13 protein-coding genes are annotated in these 16,272 nt (G+C 69.0%); 5 read left to right on the top strand and 8 right to left on the bottom strand.

The annotated features are described in order from the left end of the window. Window positions 1-90: 90 nt before the first annotated feature. Both ACYVLV_RS14500 and ACYVLV_RS14495 read right to left on the bottom strand, forming a co-directional pair. On the bottom strand, window positions 91-2,745 hold the full coding sequence (locus tag ACYVLV_RS14500) for a class F sortase (protein WP_460810982.1): 2,655 nt from the start codon (window positions 2,743-2,745) through the stop codon (window positions 91-93). Next, entirely contained in the window at window positions 2,742-3,170 is a 429-nt protein-coding gene (locus ACYVLV_RS14495) for a hypothetical protein (protein WP_460810979.1), read from the bottom strand. Before ACYVLV_RS14495 ends, ACYVLV_RS14500 begins: the two co-directional genes overlap by 4 nt. A 206-nt stretch (window positions 3,171-3,376) precedes the next feature. On the opposite strand from ACYVLV_RS14495, the gene ACYVLV_RS14490 reads away from it, so the two are divergent. After that, entirely contained in the window at window positions 3,377-3,832 is a 456-nt protein-coding gene (locus ACYVLV_RS14490) for a hypothetical protein (protein ID WP_460810977.1), read from the top strand. A gap of 22 nt (window positions 3,833-3,854) precedes the next feature. Here the strand turns inward: ACYVLV_RS14490 and ACYVLV_RS14485 are convergent, their stop codons facing one another. Both ACYVLV_RS14485 and ACYVLV_RS14480 read right to left on the bottom strand, forming a co-directional pair. Beyond that, window positions 3,855-4,859 (bottom strand): T3SS (YopN, CesT) and YbjN peptide-binding chaperone 1, encoded by a 1,005-nt coding sequence (locus tag ACYVLV_RS14485; protein WP_460810976.1) that lies wholly within the window; start codon window positions 4,857-4,859, stop codon window positions 3,855-3,857. Between the two features lie 113 nt (window positions 4,860-4,972). Further along, a complete protein-coding gene (locus ACYVLV_RS14480) occupies window positions 4,973-5,947 on the bottom strand; it encodes an ERCC4 domain-containing protein (protein WP_460810974.1) in 975 nt (324 codons plus the stop codon). Window positions 5,948-6,082: 135 nt separating this feature from the next. On the opposite strand from ACYVLV_RS14480, the gene ACYVLV_RS14475 reads away from it, so the two are divergent. The 4 genes from ACYVLV_RS14475 to ACYVLV_RS14460 all read left to right on the top strand — a co-directional run bounded on the left by ACYVLV_RS14475 (window position 6,083) and on the right by ACYVLV_RS14460 (window position 10,321). Further along, entirely contained in the window at window positions 6,083-7,312 is a 1,230-nt protein-coding gene (locus ACYVLV_RS14475) for a glycoside hydrolase family 43 protein (protein ID WP_460810973.1), read from the top strand. A gap of 111 nt (window positions 7,313-7,423) precedes the next feature. Beyond that, window positions 7,424-8,335, top strand: coding sequence for a hypothetical protein (locus tag ACYVLV_RS14470; protein ID WP_460810972.1), 912 nt, complete (start codon window positions 7,424-7,426; stop codon window positions 8,333-8,335). A 10-nt stretch (window positions 8,336-8,345) separates the two neighbouring features. Beyond that, window positions 8,346-9,701: a methyltransferase family protein gene (locus tag ACYVLV_RS14465; protein ID WP_460810971.1), complete on the top strand. Its 1,356-nt coding sequence runs from the start codon at window positions 8,346-8,348 to the stop codon at window positions 9,699-9,701. After that, on the top strand, window positions 9,698-10,321 hold the full coding sequence (locus tag ACYVLV_RS14460; RefSeq protein WP_460810968.1) for a TetR/AcrR family transcriptional regulator: 624 nt from the start codon (window positions 9,698-9,700) through the stop codon (window positions 10,319-10,321). The genes ACYVLV_RS14465 and ACYVLV_RS14460 overlap by 4 nt, the downstream gene beginning before the upstream one ends. An 81-nt stretch (window positions 10,322-10,402) precedes the next feature. Here ACYVLV_RS14460 and ACYVLV_RS14455 read toward each other — a convergent pair whose 3' ends face one another. From ACYVLV_RS14455 to ACYVLV_RS14440, 4 genes are all read right to left on the bottom strand, one after another. Beyond that, a complete protein-coding gene (locus ACYVLV_RS14455; RefSeq protein WP_460810967.1) occupies window positions 10,403-11,659 on the bottom strand; it encodes a hypothetical protein in 1,257 nt (418 codons plus the stop codon). A 113-nt stretch (window positions 11,660-11,772) separates the two neighbouring features. Next, entirely contained in the window at window positions 11,773-12,828 is a 1,056-nt protein-coding gene (locus ACYVLV_RS14450; protein ID WP_460810965.1) for an NAD(P)/FAD-dependent oxidoreductase, read from the bottom strand. A gap of 117 nt (window positions 12,829-12,945) precedes the next feature. Continuing rightward, the gene (locus tag ACYVLV_RS14445) at window positions 12,946-14,433 is read right to left on the bottom strand and encodes a dynamin family protein (protein ID WP_460810963.1); all 1,488 of its coding nucleotides are present in this window, start codon (window positions 14,431-14,433) and stop codon (window positions 12,946-12,948) included. Further along, window positions 14,433-16,262 carry a dynamin family protein gene (locus ACYVLV_RS14440; protein ID WP_460810961.1) on the bottom strand — a complete coding sequence of 610 codons (1,830 nt, stop codon included), beginning with the start codon at window positions 16,260-16,262 and terminating at the stop codon, window positions 14,433-14,435. Before ACYVLV_RS14440 ends, ACYVLV_RS14445 begins: the two co-directional genes overlap by 1 nt. Between the last annotated feature and the right edge of the window lie 10 nt (window positions 16,263-16,272).

Raw genomic sequence — 16,272 nt, 5'->3', positions numbered from 1 at the left:
AACCCTAGGAGTCGCTGCCGACACTGCCCCTCGGGGTGACCATCACTGAGGCCATCACTGGGGCCATCACTGGGGCCATCACTGGGGCCATCACTGGGGAACCGCCGTGATGACCAGGTTCGAGGCGTAGTGGAATCCCCCACCCGGCGTACGCCGACGGTTCGTGCATGTCACCAGACGCAGGACCCGATCCCCCGTGGTGTCGAACACCGACGCGGGCACCCCCTTGGCCCGGGAGTACGACGCCCGTCCGGTCACCCGGAAGGTGCGGGTCCGGCCGTTCTCGACCCATTGGATCCGGTCCCCGACCCGGACCCGCCCCAGTCGCGCGAAGGCGCCGGGGCGGTCGCGACGATCGCTGACGTGTCCGGAGACCACCGAGGAACCCATCACGTCACCGGCCCGTGCGCTGCGGTTGAACCAGCCCAACCGGGCCGGGTTGTTGGGGATGGCCATGGTGCGCCCGTCCAACCCGACGGCGTCGATCGGAGCGTCGATCCCGGCCGAAGGGATCCGGAGTGCGGCTCCGGAGCGAGCGGTGACCAGATTCTTCGGCGCCTCGTAGCGGCGGTAGAGGTAGCGCGGGTCCGCCTGCGCAACGGTCGCTTCGTCGCCCTCATCGCCCTGGTCGGCGTCACCCGAAGGGATCGAGGGCGTGCCGGGGACGTCGGGACGCGTGGCGAGGAACGTCTCCACCGCGATCCCGGGTCGGCTGGTGGCTGGCTCGGTGGTCGTGGTCGCCGCCATTGATTCGCTGTAGGTGTAGCACCCCGGTTCTCTGATCAGAGTCGTTCCCGAGCGGTAGTCGCGGTTGTCTGCGGCCGAGAAGACTCCCTGATCGGCGATGGCCGCACGCGACCAGGCGAGTCCCTGACAGGACCCCTTCCGAGGGGCCATCGGTCCGTGTAGCCGCCACTGGATCCACACCGAGTCGCCCGGGCTGAGCCCACGAACCTTCACGGTGTCGTAGACCCGATCGCCGGTGGTCGCGCGCTGGGTCGAGGCGACGGTGGACAGCGACGGGGTGGACAGGACCAGAGCCGTCTCCGCCGGAATCCCCGGAGGGCTGCTCGCCGGATGGGTGGTGTCTGTCTCGGCGATCTCCTCGCTGTAGGTGTAACACCCGGAGGCGGTCACCGTCGTCGATGGCGTGCGATAGCGTCCGTCATCCGCGACGTCGATCGCCCCGTGATCCGCCACCCTGGCCCGGGACCACCGGAGGTCTGCGCAACCTCCGTTGCGAGGCGCCACCGGGCCCCGCAGCATCCACTCGATCCGCACCGGGCGCTGACCGATCCCGGTCAGGTCGATCGTGTCGTAGATCCGGTCACCCACGTGGGCGCGCTGATCCGAGGCGACGGTGGTGACGTGCGGGGTGAGCTTCTCGACCCGGGTGGTCTCCTCGACGACCCCACAGGGCGTCGTCACCAGCACGGTTCGTTCGTCGCCGGGCAGAGTCTCGGTCCAGACGTAGTAGCCCACCTGAGACACCGCGATCCCCGGAGTTTCATAAGTCCCGTCTCTGTTGACCTCGAAGGAGACCTCACCGGCCAAGTCGGCCGGAGCGCAGTCGCCCGGTCCGGGCTGATCGGCGTACGGGCCGAAGAGTCGGGCGGCGACCTGCTGGCGATACCCCGCCGGAACGCCACGCACGGTGACGACGTCGTAGATGGTGGCGCCCGGAACGACCAGCGCCTCCGAGGTGACCGTCGTGACCTCGGGGCGCCCCTTGGCCACGGTCGCCCGATCGGCGACCGCCACCTGCGCGGTGTTTCGACGGGCGATCCAACCGCGTTGGGTCCCGGCACGACGGGCGCGGGTGCCGTTGTGTCCCCGCCAGGAGCCGACGACGTACAGCTTCCCGTCGGCGGCCGGTCCTCGGACGATGGCCTTGATCCGGAACCGGCCGGTCCGACGCGGCTTCACCGTGACCCGAACGGGTTTGGCTCGAGAGCTCAGGGTCTTCGGGCACGAGATGGGACCACTACACCGGAAGCGGATTCGGACCCCGGGGACACGTTTGCCCGCGGCGGACCAGACCGACGCGCGATAGGTCCTGGTGCGGCCCAGGCGGAGCCGCTTCTGTCGGGTGGTCAGCTCGAGTCGGTAGCCGCCGTAGAACTTCGAGGCGGCCCTCCACATCTGGTTCGCGGCGCCCATCACGGCATCACTCAGTCCACCTCGCGGTCGCCGAACCGACTCCCCTACCCGCAGGCCACGCGGATAGACCACGACGCCGTCGCCCCGGATCCCGTCGCTCATCACCTCACGGATGATCAGCGCGATGGCGGCGTCACGGGTGTCGCTGCCCGTGGATCCGCGGGCGGCCCACCGGGAGATCAGGTAGTTGAGCGCTGCGATCTCGGACGGTCGGATCCGGTCCCCCATCTGGTTGCGCAGGTCGGTGGTGGGCCTGGTCTGGGCCCGACGCGGCAGCCGGGAGTCGTAGAGGTAGTCGATGCAGAAGAAGATGCGCCCGTTCGCGGCCCGGTAGGTGCCGATCCAGGTGTACGCCGTCCCCCCACGTGCGGTGGGGTAGCGCAGGCAGACCCCGTTGACGAGGTTGGGATCGATCCGCTTGCAGGTGCTCTTGGGGACCGCCGCCGCGGGCGCCGGCGACGGCGACGACGCCTGTGCCACCGCGGCTGTCCCGATTCCGTGGGTCGGCGCTGACCACGCTGGCGTGACCATCACCAGCAGACCCGCGACCAACGCGAGGGCCATCGCCGTAGCAAGTCGCTTCATGGCGCGACCACCTGCAGACCCTTGCGTCGGCACAGCCGGGCCAGTGTCCGGCAGTGTCCACTTATCGGCGCCTCGGTCGCCTCCGCCAGGGCGTCCCAGACCTCGTCGAGATCGGGTTCCACCAGCGCGATCTGGACGACCTCGAAGGTGTCCAGATCGGCGAACGCGACACTGATGTGTTCCGCGGCCGGGCCCAGGAACGACGGCATCTCTCGCAGGGCGACCACGACCACCGTGATCAGGGTGAGGCGGTGCGCCACCCGTCGCTCCAGACCGACTGCGGCCAGTTCGTCGACCCAGTACTCGAGGTCGTCGCAGAGCGAGGGCTGTCCGGTGGTCAGATCGATCAGAGCCTGGCGCAGAGCACGCTGACCACGATCAGCGCGGGGATGGGGGTCCGGGGGGCGGGACGAGACACTGGACATGAGAACTCCCTCGATGAGGTGGCTGGAGCAAGCGGTTGTGCCGACCCTGCCCCCTCCTCGGCCACCGACTGACGACCTACTCGGATGCCTGTGGAGAGAGCGGTTGTCCACAGGCCGAGGGGTCGAAAGTGGGCCGCTTCGAACGTGCCGCGGCGCCCTGTGGAGAACCGTTCGCGGAGCTACGTCGAACGAGGCACTCTCCTGCCATGACCTACGAGATGGATGAACCCGACCGCCCCGAACTGTTGCCGGACACGATCCGCACCCAGGCCGACCTGGAGGCGACCTGGCGACACCTGATGGAGCCGCTGGGTTTCAGCGGACACAGCATCTGGATGCTGTTGATCACCGCAGATGACGTCCCGGTCCCGCATCTGACCCAGGTCGAGGACGTGGTGGAGGTGCCCCGTCCCGACGATTTCGCGTCCCTGGCCGATATCGCCCGGGACGTGCTGTGCGGGATCGCTCCGGGTGGCCGCGTGGCATTCCTCCGCACCCGGCCCGGCCGCGACGGCGCCGACCAGGTGGACCGGGAGTTGGCCGCCGGGCTGGTGACAGCCTGCCGTCGCATTGGGCAGCAGGTGGAGGTCGTGCACTTCGCCAACGACGTACTACTCGCCCCGCTTCCACTCGACGAGCTCCCCTTGTCCGCCGCCGGCTAGGCCATCGGTTGGGCCGCCGGGTTCACTCCTGGCGGCGCCCCGCTCCCTCATCGTCGTCGAGGGCTGCAGCCTCGGCCTCAGAGCAGATGAAGCGATGGCCGCCCACCCGCTCGACCAGGTCGCGCGCAATGTCGTCGACCTCGCTGCAGAACGACTCGAGAGCCACCTTCAACTGGAACGGCACGAACGGCGTCGCGATGAGCATCTGTCGCATCACCACCACCCCGTCCACGAGGTGGAACGAGTAGGACAGGTGGTTCCGGTTCAAGATGTTGAGCTCTCGGGCCAGGGCCTGTGGGGCCGCTGCCTCCAGGCTGAGCACCAACTCGGCGAAGAGCTCGACCCCCGGCCGGTTGTTCAGGACCTTCACGAAGACCACGGATCGTCCCGCTTGGATGGGCACATCACCATCGCCGTCCTGGCGGACGGGTTCACCGCGGATCGCTCCGACAGTGTCCAGAACCACCGCTTGCAGTTCGCTGCGGCTCGACGGCCAGCACGTCTCGATGTCCTCGAGATCGCGGACCTCGGACTCTGCCTCACACGCACAGCTCGCCTCGGGATCCACGGCCTCGTCGGCGTAGACCCCGCTCGTCGCCAGCAGCGAGGGGTGCAAGCAGCCGTAGACCTCACGCAGGGCGCGGACCAGCAACACCGCCGCGAGATCCGCCTCGCGGGCCTCGACGTCGAACCAGAAGTTCGACGACCCCCCGTCCTCGTCCTCGTCGGGGGCGCAGGTAGGCTCGAACCAGCCGAGATCCGTCAGCGCATCGGCACAGCCGCGCCCCAGGATGTGTCGCTCGTCGAGGTAGTGGTTGCTTGCGGCTTCGATCCGCACCATCCCCTCCCCCCAGCCGGTGGCTTGGACGTACGGCGCACCGCCCGGCACCCCGTCGAGCAGTTCAGGACCCCACTCGACCAGGACGCACTCGCCCTCATCCAGGTCGGCCAGAACATCGGCCACGTCTCCGCGCAACTCACCCCACGCCGCTTCCAGAGCGGCCTCCCACTGGTGTTCCTCCGCCATCGCCACGTCCCCTCTCGACCCACGCCATCGCGCCCACCTGGGCCGACTATCAGGACACTACGGCCGAGCACCGACACTCCCGGTCGGTTCGATCACCGCAGGTCAGAGGCAGGTCAGCGCGCGTGAGCGGCGGCGAGGTACGCCGCGACGAGACGTTGCGGCACCCGCCCGCGGTCAGACACGTCGTACCCCGCGGTGACCGCCCAGGCGCGCACCTGAGCACTGGTCGGAGGGGCCGGCGCGAGAGCGGGAGGAGCCGCCAGCGAATCCACCGCCACGCCACCGGCGTACTCCTCGTCGACGCCGACCGCTGCTGCGGCCAGGAAACGGTAGGTCCACTCCTGAGCGAGCTTGCGGGTCTCGCAGAAGACGATGGGCACGTTGGGCCAGCGAACCTGGCACTCGGCGAGCCCATCGGCGACCACAGCGGGTCGCACCCGGTCGAGCTTGAAGACGGCGGAGTACCGGTCCTCGACGACCAGGGCGGCTCGAGGTAGGGCGGAGAGCTCGGCCAACTGGTACTTCAGCCGCCCTCCGGTCAGGCTCGAGACCAGGTCGGCAAGGCTCTTGCGCTCGACACTGGCCAGGAGATCCGCGCCCCGCAGGAGTCCGTAGTCACCGGCCGCCAACGATGCGCGGACTGTGCTCACCTGGCGATCAGCGAAGGTATAGCCGTAGCGCTCACGCGAGTCGATCGTGATCACTAGGTCGGACAGACCCGAGGCGCGGGCCGTGGGAGTGATCACCGCAGGGCGCGCCTGTTTGGCCGTGCGCGCGGTCTGCCAGAAGATCGCCGATCGGCCACCCTTGACCCGGGTGAAGACCAGTTGCGACCGGTTCTCCCGAGAGCGGTCGAGCACGAGGTCGACCGCCGCACCCCGGCGTACGCACTGTCGCACCGGGACGCGCTCGATCACCTCGGCGTCCGATGGCCACTCCTCGACGCGATGACAGTAGATCTTCGCGGTGCGGGGCCAGGTGTCCTTGGCCTTGAGGATCACGCCGGTCTCACCGAGGGGGATGCGCAGCAGGTAGGGCAGGGTCGAGTCCGGGTCGGGGTTGCGTGCGATCACGAAGTCGTCCGGCACGCCGCCAGTCTCGCAGCATCGACAGCCGGCCTGTGGACCTCCGACTACCGTGGCGCCTGAGAACCGGGACCGACCGCCGACCCCGGTGACCCGACGACCCAGAGGAGAGCCGTGCGTCTGCGTCACCGAATGCCCGTGGCCGTTGCCGCTGGACTGCTGGCGTCGGGGCTGCTGGTGGCCTGCTCTGGGGACCGAACCGAGCCCAGCGGTACGCCGGTCGCAGACTTCACTCCGGCCGTTCTGCCGGACATCCCTGCGGGAACCGAGGAGATCAGTGAGATCCCCGCAGCCTCCTTGGTCGAACCGCCCCCGGAGGCGAAGCCTGCCGACGAGAAGGATCTCGCGGCGTTGCGTCTTCGGCGCAAGGCGGAGGCTGCGGCCGCCGCGTTCCGCAAGCAGAAGCGGCCCGAGCCGATCCGGGTGGTGGGGGCGACCACCTCCTGGCAGCCAGGGTCGTCCTATCAGGGGTACTTCGCCGATCCGGACATCGTGCGCGACGGCGACCGGTGGTACGCCTTCGCCACCAACACCAGTCAGATGCACCTGCCCGCCCTCACCTCGACGGACCTCACCACCTGGCTTCCCATCAGCGACGGGAGCGGCCGACGCTACGACGCCCTGCCCGTGGTGGGCGACTGGGTGCAGAACCGCAACCGGGGGGCCGGGTTGTGGGCGCCCGGGGTCGCCAAGATCGGCGGCGGGTGGACGGCGGCGTACTCCGCGCAGTTCACGACCATCGGCGGCGAACGCAACAACTGCATCGGCCTGGCGCGAGCCGGCAGCGCCACCGGCCCCTACCGCCATCTCGGTGCGCCGTTGGCGTGCGCCCCGGAGTCGCGTCAGGGCGTGATCGATCCCGACATCTACCTCGACGCATCGGGGACCCCGTGGATGACCTGGAAGTTCTCCGGGATCCTGAACCGGCGCCCGGCGGGCATCTTCAGCCGGCAACTGAACCCGGACGGCACCGGGTTCGCGGACGGGTCCCAGACCTACGAGATCCTGACCCTGGCCGGCGGATGGGAGGGCAACACGATCGAGAACCCGGGCCTGGTGCGGTTCCGGGGAGTGACCTATCTCTTCTACTCCGCCAACGCTTACCGCGGCGCGGACTACGCGACCGGGTACGCCATCTGCGATGGCCCGACCGGACCGTGTGTGCGTCCCGAACCAGGACCGTTGCTCAGTACGACGACCACCGGGCACCCCGGCCCGGGCGGGGCGGATGCCTTCGTTCACGACAACTCGCTGCGCCTGATCTACCACGCCTGGGAGCCGGGACAGGTGGGCCAGTTGCGGCGGATGCGGATCGCGGGGCTCTTCCAACGCGAGGATCTGACTCTGGAACTGGTCGACGCGGGCTGAGACGACGTCCCACTTGCGAAAGCAGGTCGTTCGGGGGCCACACAGCCCTACTAGCTGGCCGTTTACCCCTCCCCCTTGAGCATTCGCTCAAATTGAGCGTATGCTCAAACAATGAGTGAGCCCCGCGATCCGATCGCTTTCGTGTCCCCACAGCCCGACCCCGGCCCGGCCGACCCGCCGCCGGTGAGCGGTGCTCGGAAGGCGTGGCTGGGGGTTGTGGTCGTGGGCACCGGACTCCTGGGCGTGTGGATCTCCGCCGTCACCGGGCGCCTGGACTCAGCGTTGCTCTTCGTGGGTGTCCCGGTGCTGCTCGCCCTGACGGTGGGCCTGGCCCGCCTGCGCGGGGCGGGCGCGGTCTTCCAGGTGGTCACCGTGGTGCTGCTGCTCACGTCCGCCCTGCTCCATGAGGCCGCGATCTGTGTCCTCATCGCTTCCCCCCTCGTCTACGGGGTCGCCTTCGCGACGTACGGCCTCATGCGGGCAGCCCGCCACAGCCCCACGACCCACGCGTTCGTCCCACTCCTGCTGCTGCTCCTGGCGATGGAGGGCACCGCGCCGGGGCTCCGGGTGAACCCGATCCAGCATGCGACGGCAGACCAGGTGGTGGCCCAGACCTGCGCCGCCTTCGAACAGTCGTTGGCGCGAGGACCTCGCTTCGCAGCCGGCCAACGCGGGCGACTCCTCGACGCCGCCGGGTACCCGACCCCGACAACGGCTAGCGGCACCGGGCTCGCAGTCGGCGACGTATGGCGCCTGGGGAGCGCCGGGGGCGAGATCACCACCCGAGTCATCGAGGCAGGACCAGGTGCTCTGACCTTCGCGGTGGTGACCGACACGTCTCGCATCCAGCGGTGGGTGGGTTTGCGCGATGGTCAGCTGCGTTGGACCCAGCGCCCCGACGGCTGCCACGCCGAGGTCGGCATCAACTACGAACGCCGCCTGGACCCGGGTTTCTGGTTCGGCCCGGTCAGCGCGGTGTTCATGGATGCCGGCGCCCGCACTTTCCTGCGCGGACTCACCTGAGGGCCACCCCATGTCCACTCTCGACATCGATGTCCTCCGCAACCTCAGTCTGGCCCTCCCCCTGCTCGGAACCGTTGTTGCGGTGCTGGTTCTGCAATGGCTCGACCGAACCCGTCCGGCCGCCCGACCCCGGACCTCGCCACGGGTGGTCGGGGCCGCATTCCTCGCTACGGCGTACGCATGGTGCGGGGTGCTCGCCGTGCACGCCCTGCCCGTCACCGCGACCTGGTGGCGTGTGCCCGACGGCCCGACCACCCTGCTCGGTCTCTCGCTCGAGACCTCATTGGGCTGGGCGCTGATGTGGGGGTCTCTGCCGGCGCTCCTCGGTGGTCGGGTCCGGTGGTGGGTGGGCGCGTTCGTCTGGCTCGACGTCGTGCTGATGCCCCGGCTGGGACCCCTGGTCGTTCTCGAACCTGATTGGTGGCAGGGCGAGTTCCTGCTACTGATGGTGGTACTCCTGCCCACCACAGTGCTCGCACTGGCTACCCGTGAGCGGCGACTGCTCGGCGTACGCGTCGCACTCCAGGCCGGACTCTTCGCTGCCCTGGTGCTGTGGTTGCTGCCCAGCATTGCGATGGCACGCACCGGCGACACCTGGGCGTCCCTTCTCGAGCACAGCACCCCGGTGCGCGCGGGGTTGCTGGCCGTGGCAGTGGGCTGCGCGGTGCCCGCCCTGGCGGCCGTCGCCGAGTTGGCGCGTGTTGGCCACGGGACTCCGTTCCCCTGGGATCCGCCCGAGCGACTCGTCACCACCGGGCCCTACGCCTACGTGGCGAACCCGATGCAACTCGGAGCCTGCGGACTCCTCCTGGTGCTGGCCGCCGGCGTCGGGTCCTGGTGGATTGTCCTCGCGGCCCTCACCGCCGGCCTGTTCTCGACGGTGCTCGCCGAGCGCCACGAACGCTCGACGATGGGTGCGCGATGGCCTGACCATGCGGCCTACCGGCGCGCGGTGCGATCGTGGCGACCACTATGGCGTCCGTACATCGCGACTGGCGCCGACCTCTGGATCGACGAGACCTGCGCCGTCTGCCGCGCCACCGGGTTCGCGCTGACCGCGCTGCAGCCGACCGGGCTCATCGTCCTCCCGGCGGCCCGCGCTCCGAGGGGACTGACCCGGGCGCGTTGGCGGTTGCCGCTCGAACCTGAGCCGGTGATCGACCGCGGAATCGCAGCGCTTGCCCGCGCCCTGGAACAGACCACCCTGCCCTGGGCCTGGTGCGGCTGGGCGGTTCGTCTGCCCGGGGTCGTGCACGTGCTCGGCGTGGTCGTCGACGCCTGCGGTCTCGGGCCCCGCGCCGCAGGAGGTGCCGCAACGTCGTACGGTCCTCACGTGGCGGACCAGCGAGCGGCGAGCAGTCGATGAGCGCCGAAGAGACCCGAGCCGCCTTGCGCAAGGCGGCTGTGCGGCTCGTGGGTCGTGAGGGCCTGCGTGGCGCCACCGCGCGCGCGATCGCGACCGAGGCCGACGTCAACCAAGCGCTGGTGTTCTACCACTTCGATGGGGTCGACGGGTTGCTGCGAGAGGCCTTCGACGAGGGGACTCGGGCGATGCTCGACACCTACGCCGCGGCACTCGCAGGCGCGACCTCCATCGCGGACCTCCACGCCGTCGGGCTATCGATGTCACAGGCCGCGCGCGTCGACGGCAGCGCAGCCCTGCTTGCGCAGGTGATCGCCGCCGCCCACACCGACCCTGAGCAGGCCCGGCTGCTCGGTCGTTCCTTGCGCCTGTGGCACGCGGCGGTGGGGGACGCCGTGCGACGCCTCCTCGCCGAACGCGGTGTCGTGCGGGAGATCGACGTCGAGGCGACCACGGCGGCTCTGTCCGCCGCGACGATCGGCATGATCATCCTCGACACCCTGGATCCGGCGCCTCTGGGACAGACCCTGCCCTCGGTGGGCCGACTCGCCCAGCTGAGCGACCGGGTGCTGCGCCTGGTGCCAGCTCCCCTGTTGCGCCGGGTGCTCGACCGCGTTGGATGAGCGCTAGGCTTGCCGTCGGTCACCCACGATAGACATCGCCACGATGCTCGACGGTGACAACCAGCACCGTTCGACACCTGCCTAGGCCGTACGCGGTCGACGCCGAGAAACACTTGCCGCCGCCAGTTCGGCACACACCGACCGTGCCGGTTCCGGCAGTCCGTCGGTCAACGCGACCCACCCCTCGTGGAACTCGGGGAGGGCCAGCAGGGCGCGGCCTCGGGCGTCCATGGCCTCCACGACAAGAACCGACAGCAGCCACCGGATCGGCTCGATGACCTGCGGCTCCACAACGACCACTCGCAGGATGTCCTCACAGCACAGCATGGCCAGTCCTCCTCGGCTCACCCGCTCCTCCGGCTCTGCCCGGACCAGCTCGATCATCCGATCGCTCAGCAACGCCAACGTCGCCTCGACCTCGAAGTCGCCGAGCATGGAGGTCCGCCATTCGTCGCGGGACCACAGCGCGGGGAGGATGCCCTCACGCTCGCGCCGGCAGAGCACGTCGAACCAGTCCTCGCCATCATCGGAGGCGCACGTGGCCACCTGTCGCGCCGTCACCTCGTCCACCTCGAGCGGCATCCACTCGAACATCCGACCCGGCGACGCGCTGATCGGGACGACGCGACCCACCAGACACTGGCCGGGTTCGTACTTCTCGGCCAGACCCAGATCGAGCAACACGACCTCCTCGTCCGTGGCCAGGTCGGTGAACGTCAGACCCGTCGAGTCGGATGCTTCCAACCGCCATCCGCCCATCGATGCGTGCGTCCACTCCTCGATGTGGTCAGCTCGATCGGTCAACGCGGCCTCGGCCTGTGTCAGGACCGCGGCCAGCCCGCCCTCGTCGTACAGCGTCAACTGCCGCAGCGCCCAGTCGTACTCGTGAGCGGTGGCCAGGAAGACGCCCGCCGGGACACCGTCGGGCAACGGGTGCTCGCAGTACAACCGATCGACGACCCTCTCCAACGCTGCACAGGAGGCGTCGTCGGAGACCCGCCGAGCCTGGACCGTCAGCCACCGCGAGATAAGCCAGCCCGGTGCGTCGTCTCCCAAAGCGGCCAGCATCCCGAGCCGAGCGCCGTGCGGCGTGTCCGCGGCCCGGTCGAATCCGCAGTAGAGCCGGAAGGCTTCGACGGCGTCTCCAGCGAGTTCGGCGCGGGACGACTGCTCGATGCTCGCCGAGATCTCCTCGAAGTCGGAGGGCCAGTCGGGATCCGGCGCCGCGAGTCGGCTCGGCTGATGATGCGCGTGAGCGCGTCCCGGGTGACCGGACCCTCGGCGCGATCGGGTCGGAGACTTGGCTAAAGGACGACGGCGTTTCCGAGACTGAGGCATGCCGACAGCCAAGCCGGAGAAATCATTCCCCGTCGGAGGGCGCCGGGGAACTGTGGACAGCGCCTCGTCTCCGGGTGCCTGTGGACGACTGATGGCCTGCGCCCACTGCGGAACTACCCCTGGTACTTCGCCAGCCACCGCCGGTCGATCCACCGCTTGAGCCAGAGCGCGGACCGGCCGTACCACCACCTGTCACCCCGTACCGCGAGTCCGATCCCACCGCCCAGATCGAGAATCGCCAGCGCCTTGGCCTGAGGCTCGTAGGTCGGCAACTCCTGTCCGAAGCGACGGGCCAGGAGGCTGGCGAGCAGCACCGGACCCTGGCGTACGCCGTGCACTCCCACCCGCGGCAGTGCCTGCGGCAGGAAGTTGGCACAGTCACCGCCCGCGTAGATGTCGTCGTGGTCGCGGTGCTGGAGGGTGCCACGGACCGGGATCCCGTCCCGGTCGCCCAAACCTGTCGACTCGACGATCAGGGGTGCAGCAAGACCTGTGGCCAGGATCGCGACGTCGTGATCGATCGTGGTGCCGTCGACGCACGTCCCGGTTCTTCCAGAGAGCTCAGCCAGGGGCGTGGACAACAGGACCCGAACACCGCGTTGGTCCAGCGACCGCTGGAGTCGCCGCCGGGCCCCTGCAGGCAGGTCACGAGCGATCGCGCCCTCCGCGTCCACGATCGTCACCTCACCGACATCGGATCGAAGGGCGAGGTGGGCAGCCAACTCCACGCCGCTCGAGCCGGCACCGGCGACCGTGATTCGAGCGGGCGTGGACTGCGCCGACAACCGGTGGTCCAAGCCGGCCAGACTGCTCAGCGGCTTCACCCGCATCACGTCGTCGCCGACGCGCATGCCGTGGGGCGACACGGCGCTGCCGATGTTGAACGAGATGACGTCGTACCCGATCTCGGTGCCGTCGTCCGTGGTCGCGACCCGGCCGGCGTGGTCGAGAGCGGCCAACAGGCCTTCGTGTTGCAGGACCCCGTTCTCCCCGGCCAACTTCTTCACATCGATCTGTCCATCGCTCTCGGGCAACACACCGGCTGCCGTCGCCGACGCGACTCCGCTGTAGTGGAAGGTCCCCGGGGCGAGCAGAGTGACGTCGTAGCCCGCGTCCCGCAGTTCAGCCGCGCTCTTGAGCAGGAAGAGGTGGGCATGACCGGCCCCCACGAGGAGCAGTCGCGACGTGGTGGCGGAGATGGTGGGTCCTGACTGTTCGACGGGTGGATGTGCTGGGTGGAACGCGTCGACCCCGTCCCACGATTCCCGTCGGCACCCAGATCCCCGTCAACGGGTCAGGTCGCTGAGGATCCCCTCGCAGGTCCGTACCAGGATCCTGGCCGCGGTCGCGGTGCTGGGGTCGCTCATCGGGCTCTCCGATCGGCGCTGCCACTTGGCCATCGACGTGTGTGCTGCCGCCCCCACCGCGGACGCCTCGGCATCTGGCGGCAGCCCCAGACGCGCCGCCGCACTCGACCCGCTCGTACCGATCAGTCGCTCGATCTCGGCGACATCCGCGTCCTTGACCACCACCGAGCCCGTGCGCAGGGAGTTGAGCAGTCGCAGTTCGTTGAACTCGTGAGCGCTGGCCGAGATCCGCTCCACGTCCGCCGCGAGGGATCCGTCGTCCGCGGAGGGGCAGCGGCGCAGGGCGGTCTCGATGGCGAGAAGTCCCGATCGGGCCTTGAGGACGTTGCGCCGTTCTCCGAACTCCGCCAGGAGAACGGCGCGTAGTTCGTTGAGTCCGCTGCGTTCGACCAGCGCGGCGGCGAGCTGGGAGGCGGTCTCGACCTCTCCACGCCGAATCAGGTCCACCGACAACCGGATGCCGAACAGACCGAAGCGCTCGAGGAGCGCCTGCCGCTCCAGGGAGGTCAGCCCCGCCGTGGTCGGTAGATCGACGAAACGGTCGACCGAGACGAGCATCGCCTGCTGCTCGGACTCTGGCAGGTCGGCCAGCGCACGGAACGCCTCGAACTCCACCTGCCGCAGGGTCGCACCCGAACCGGCGAGCAGCCCGGCCACGGGAACCACGGTCTGGGCGAGCCGTCGTACCTTCGGGTCGTGCCGGTAGCGCGCGGCGATCCGCTCGGCGGACTCCATGGCGTCGAGCCGGCCGACCCCGACCTCGTCGGCACGCGACAGGACGGCGATAGCGTTGACCGGGGTGGCCTGTGAGACCGCTTCGTCGTGGAAGGCTTCCAGGAAACCGACGTCCGAGGCGTGCAGGTGTTTCATCAGATAGAGGACGGCGTCGGCGGCGGTGACCCGGTCCTCTCCCGGGGTGAGGAAGGCGACCGTCCGCTCGGACACGTTCTCCGAGAGGGAACCCAGTCCCGGGGTGTCGATCAGGGTCATGGCCTCGAGGCGTTTCGTCGGCCAGTCCACGACGAGGCGTTCGACCTCACCAGGGCTGCTGTCTCCGAGTTCGACCGCGATGGCCCCGCCGTCATGACGGAACGGAACCTGGCGTGGCTGACCCTCCCTGGGTTCCAACATCACTTGGTAGGTGGTGCCGTGGCGGTACCAGGTCACGATCTTGGTGCACTCGCCCTCGTCAGTCGGTGCGAGTTCCTCTCCCACTAGCGCGTTGAGCATGGTCGACTTGCCCGCCTTGACCTTGCCCGCGATCGCGACGCGAAGGGGCTCGTCCAGCCGCTCCAGGACCGCCCGCACCTCGGATTCCTCAGCGGTGCCGGCGAAGGTTTCGACGGCGTGGTTGAGGAGGACACGGACCGTCTCCAGCAGCGGAAGGGTGCCTGACTGCTGGCTCATCAGCGGGTACCGACCAGGTCGACCTGAGCCCGCAGCCCAGCGATGCGACCTAGCTCAGCCTTGACGTCGGCGGACTGTTTCGCCCGCCCCTCGGCGTCGGCGCGGGCCGCGGACTGCAAACCCTGGAGCATCTCGTTGATGGTCACGGACTGCTCTTCGGCCCGGATCGTGAAGTGGTCACGGACCAGTCGGTGGATCCGACGCAGAGAGTCACGAGAGTCCTTGCTGGCGTGGAAGGAAACCTCATCGAGGTACTTCCGCTGCGAGTTGCGCGCCTGGCCCCGTCGAGCGACCAGTTGACGTTCCCGCTCGTCGCGCACTTGTTTGCGACCCATCAGGAGGCCGATCCCGATCGGGATCGGGCCCAGGGCCAGATTCGCCATGGCTCCCAGGGCGCCGAACATCAACATCCCGTAGTAGGTGCTCTTCACCCCACTCATCGCCTGCGTCACCGCGCTGTCCTTCGAGACGTCGAGGTCGGCGTTGACCCCGGCCGACTCGATCGCCGCCGTCGCGTCGCGCGGATCCAACGCGAGGTCCAACGATTCCGATCCCCGCTCGAAATGGCCATCCACCTCCTCGACCAGCGCCCGAGCACGCCCCTGGAGGAACTGGTAGTTCCCCACCAGGTCCTGCGCGGCGCGGCGGTAGAGCCACGGTTCGAACTCTGCCCAGGTCTCGGCCGGGTCGGTGACGTCGAGAGCCTTGTCGGTTTCCAGGTTGATGTTGCGAAAGCGCAACCGCAGGTCGTGATCGACCTCGGTGTTGAGGTCGGAGACCCCGTCGTTCAGCGTGGTCTGCCACCGAGCCGATCGGCTTTTGAGTTCGTCGGCGTGTTCCTTGGTCGCCAGCATCTGGGCCTTCTTCGCCTCGATCTTGGCCGGGTTGTCAAGGGCGTCGGCGATGCTCGTGAAGTGCGCCTCCAGTTGATCGGTGACGTGGTGCAGGTCGCGAGCCACCGCAGCGATCGCGAGATCCTGTGCCCGTCCCAGTACGTCGACCCGCAGGTGTTCGAGGACGGCGGGAATCCCCGACTCTCGGTCCAGGACCTCGTCGCCGGTCTCACGCGCCTGACGGTGGACGTCCGAGGACACGGCGAGGATCTCCGCGTCGATCCCTCGCGCTGCTAGGTGGGCCGCGTTCAGATCCCGGATCTTGCGCCACGAGGGATAGAAGTCCGTCTTCGACAGGACACAGACGAGATTTGGACACATGGAGCGCGCCAACGTCAGGAACTCCATCTCCGAGGCCGTGAACTCCTGACCGGCGTCGGTCACGAAGACCACGGCCTCGGCCATGGGCAACGCGCCGACCGTGATGGCTCCGTGTGCAGAACCGAGACCACCCACACCCGGCGTGTCGATCAGGATCATCCCGTCCCGCAGGACGTCACTGGGGATCCCGACCTCGATGGAGGTGATGTTGGCGGCGTACCCCGCTCCCCCTTCCACCACATAGCCGTCGAGACCTGCGAACTCGATCCTGACCCGCTCCGGCGCCGGACGTTCGTCACCGGACACATCGGCCTGCGTCCGGATGACATCCGCCGTCGGTGCGGCCGACCAACGCAGCGCCGTGGGCACGGCGGTGCTGATGTCGTCGTCCACCGGGCACACCTCTTGGCCCACCAGTGCGTTGACCAAGGTGCTCTTTCCCTGCTTGAACTCCCCCACCACCAGGACATGGAACTGGGGATCGAGCAGCCGTTGCACCGATCGCTCGATCCGCTGAGCGAGGTCAGGGCGGCCGTACGCGTTGGCTGCGGCGCGCCCCTGGCCGGCGGTGGCCAGGGCACGCTCGACGGCCGGGGACCGAGTCGGTTCAGCCATCGGAGTGGGT

Source organism: Nocardioides salsibiostraticola (genome assembly GCF_054783655.1).
The sequence above is the reverse complement of the archived record's forward strand: the minus strand, read 5'-3'. Positions and strand labels throughout refer to the sequence as shown.

Coding starts and splice junctions, on each gene's coding strand:
- ACYVLV_RS14500 (WP_460810982.1), bottom strand. CDS start 2,745: ATGAAGCGACTTGCTACGGCGATGGCCCTCGCGTTGGTCGCGGGTCTG.
- ACYVLV_RS14495 (WP_460810979.1), bottom strand. CDS start 3,170: ATGTCCAGTGTCTCGTCCCGCCCCCCGGACCCCCATCCCCGCGCTGAT.
- ACYVLV_RS14490 (WP_460810977.1), top strand. CDS start 3,377: ATGACCTACGAGATGGATGAACCCGACCGCCCCGAACTGTTGCCGGAC.
- ACYVLV_RS14485 (WP_460810976.1), bottom strand. CDS start 4,859: ATGGCGGAGGAACACCAGTGGGAGGCCGCTCTGGAAGCGGCGTGGGGT.
- ACYVLV_RS14470 (WP_460810972.1), top strand. CDS start 7,424: ATGAGTGAGCCCCGCGATCCGATCGCTTTCGTGTCCCCACAGCCCGAC.
- ACYVLV_RS14465 (WP_460810971.1), top strand. CDS start 8,346: ATGTCCACTCTCGACATCGATGTCCTCCGCAACCTCAGTCTGGCCCTC.
- ACYVLV_RS14460 (WP_460810968.1), top strand. CDS start 9,698: ATGAGCGCCGAAGAGACCCGAGCCGCCTTGCGCAAGGCGGCTGTGCGG.
- ACYVLV_RS14455 (WP_460810967.1), bottom strand. CDS start 11,659: ATGCCTCAGTCTCGGAAACGCCGTCGTCCTTTAGCCAAGTCTCCGACC.
- ACYVLV_RS14445 (WP_460810963.1), bottom strand. CDS start 14,433: ATGAGCCAGCAGTCAGGCACCCTTCCGCTGCTGGAGACGGTCCGTGTC.
- ACYVLV_RS14440 (WP_460810961.1), bottom strand. CDS start 16,262: ATGGCTGAACCGACTCGGTCCCCGGCCGTCGAGCGTGCCCTGGCCACC.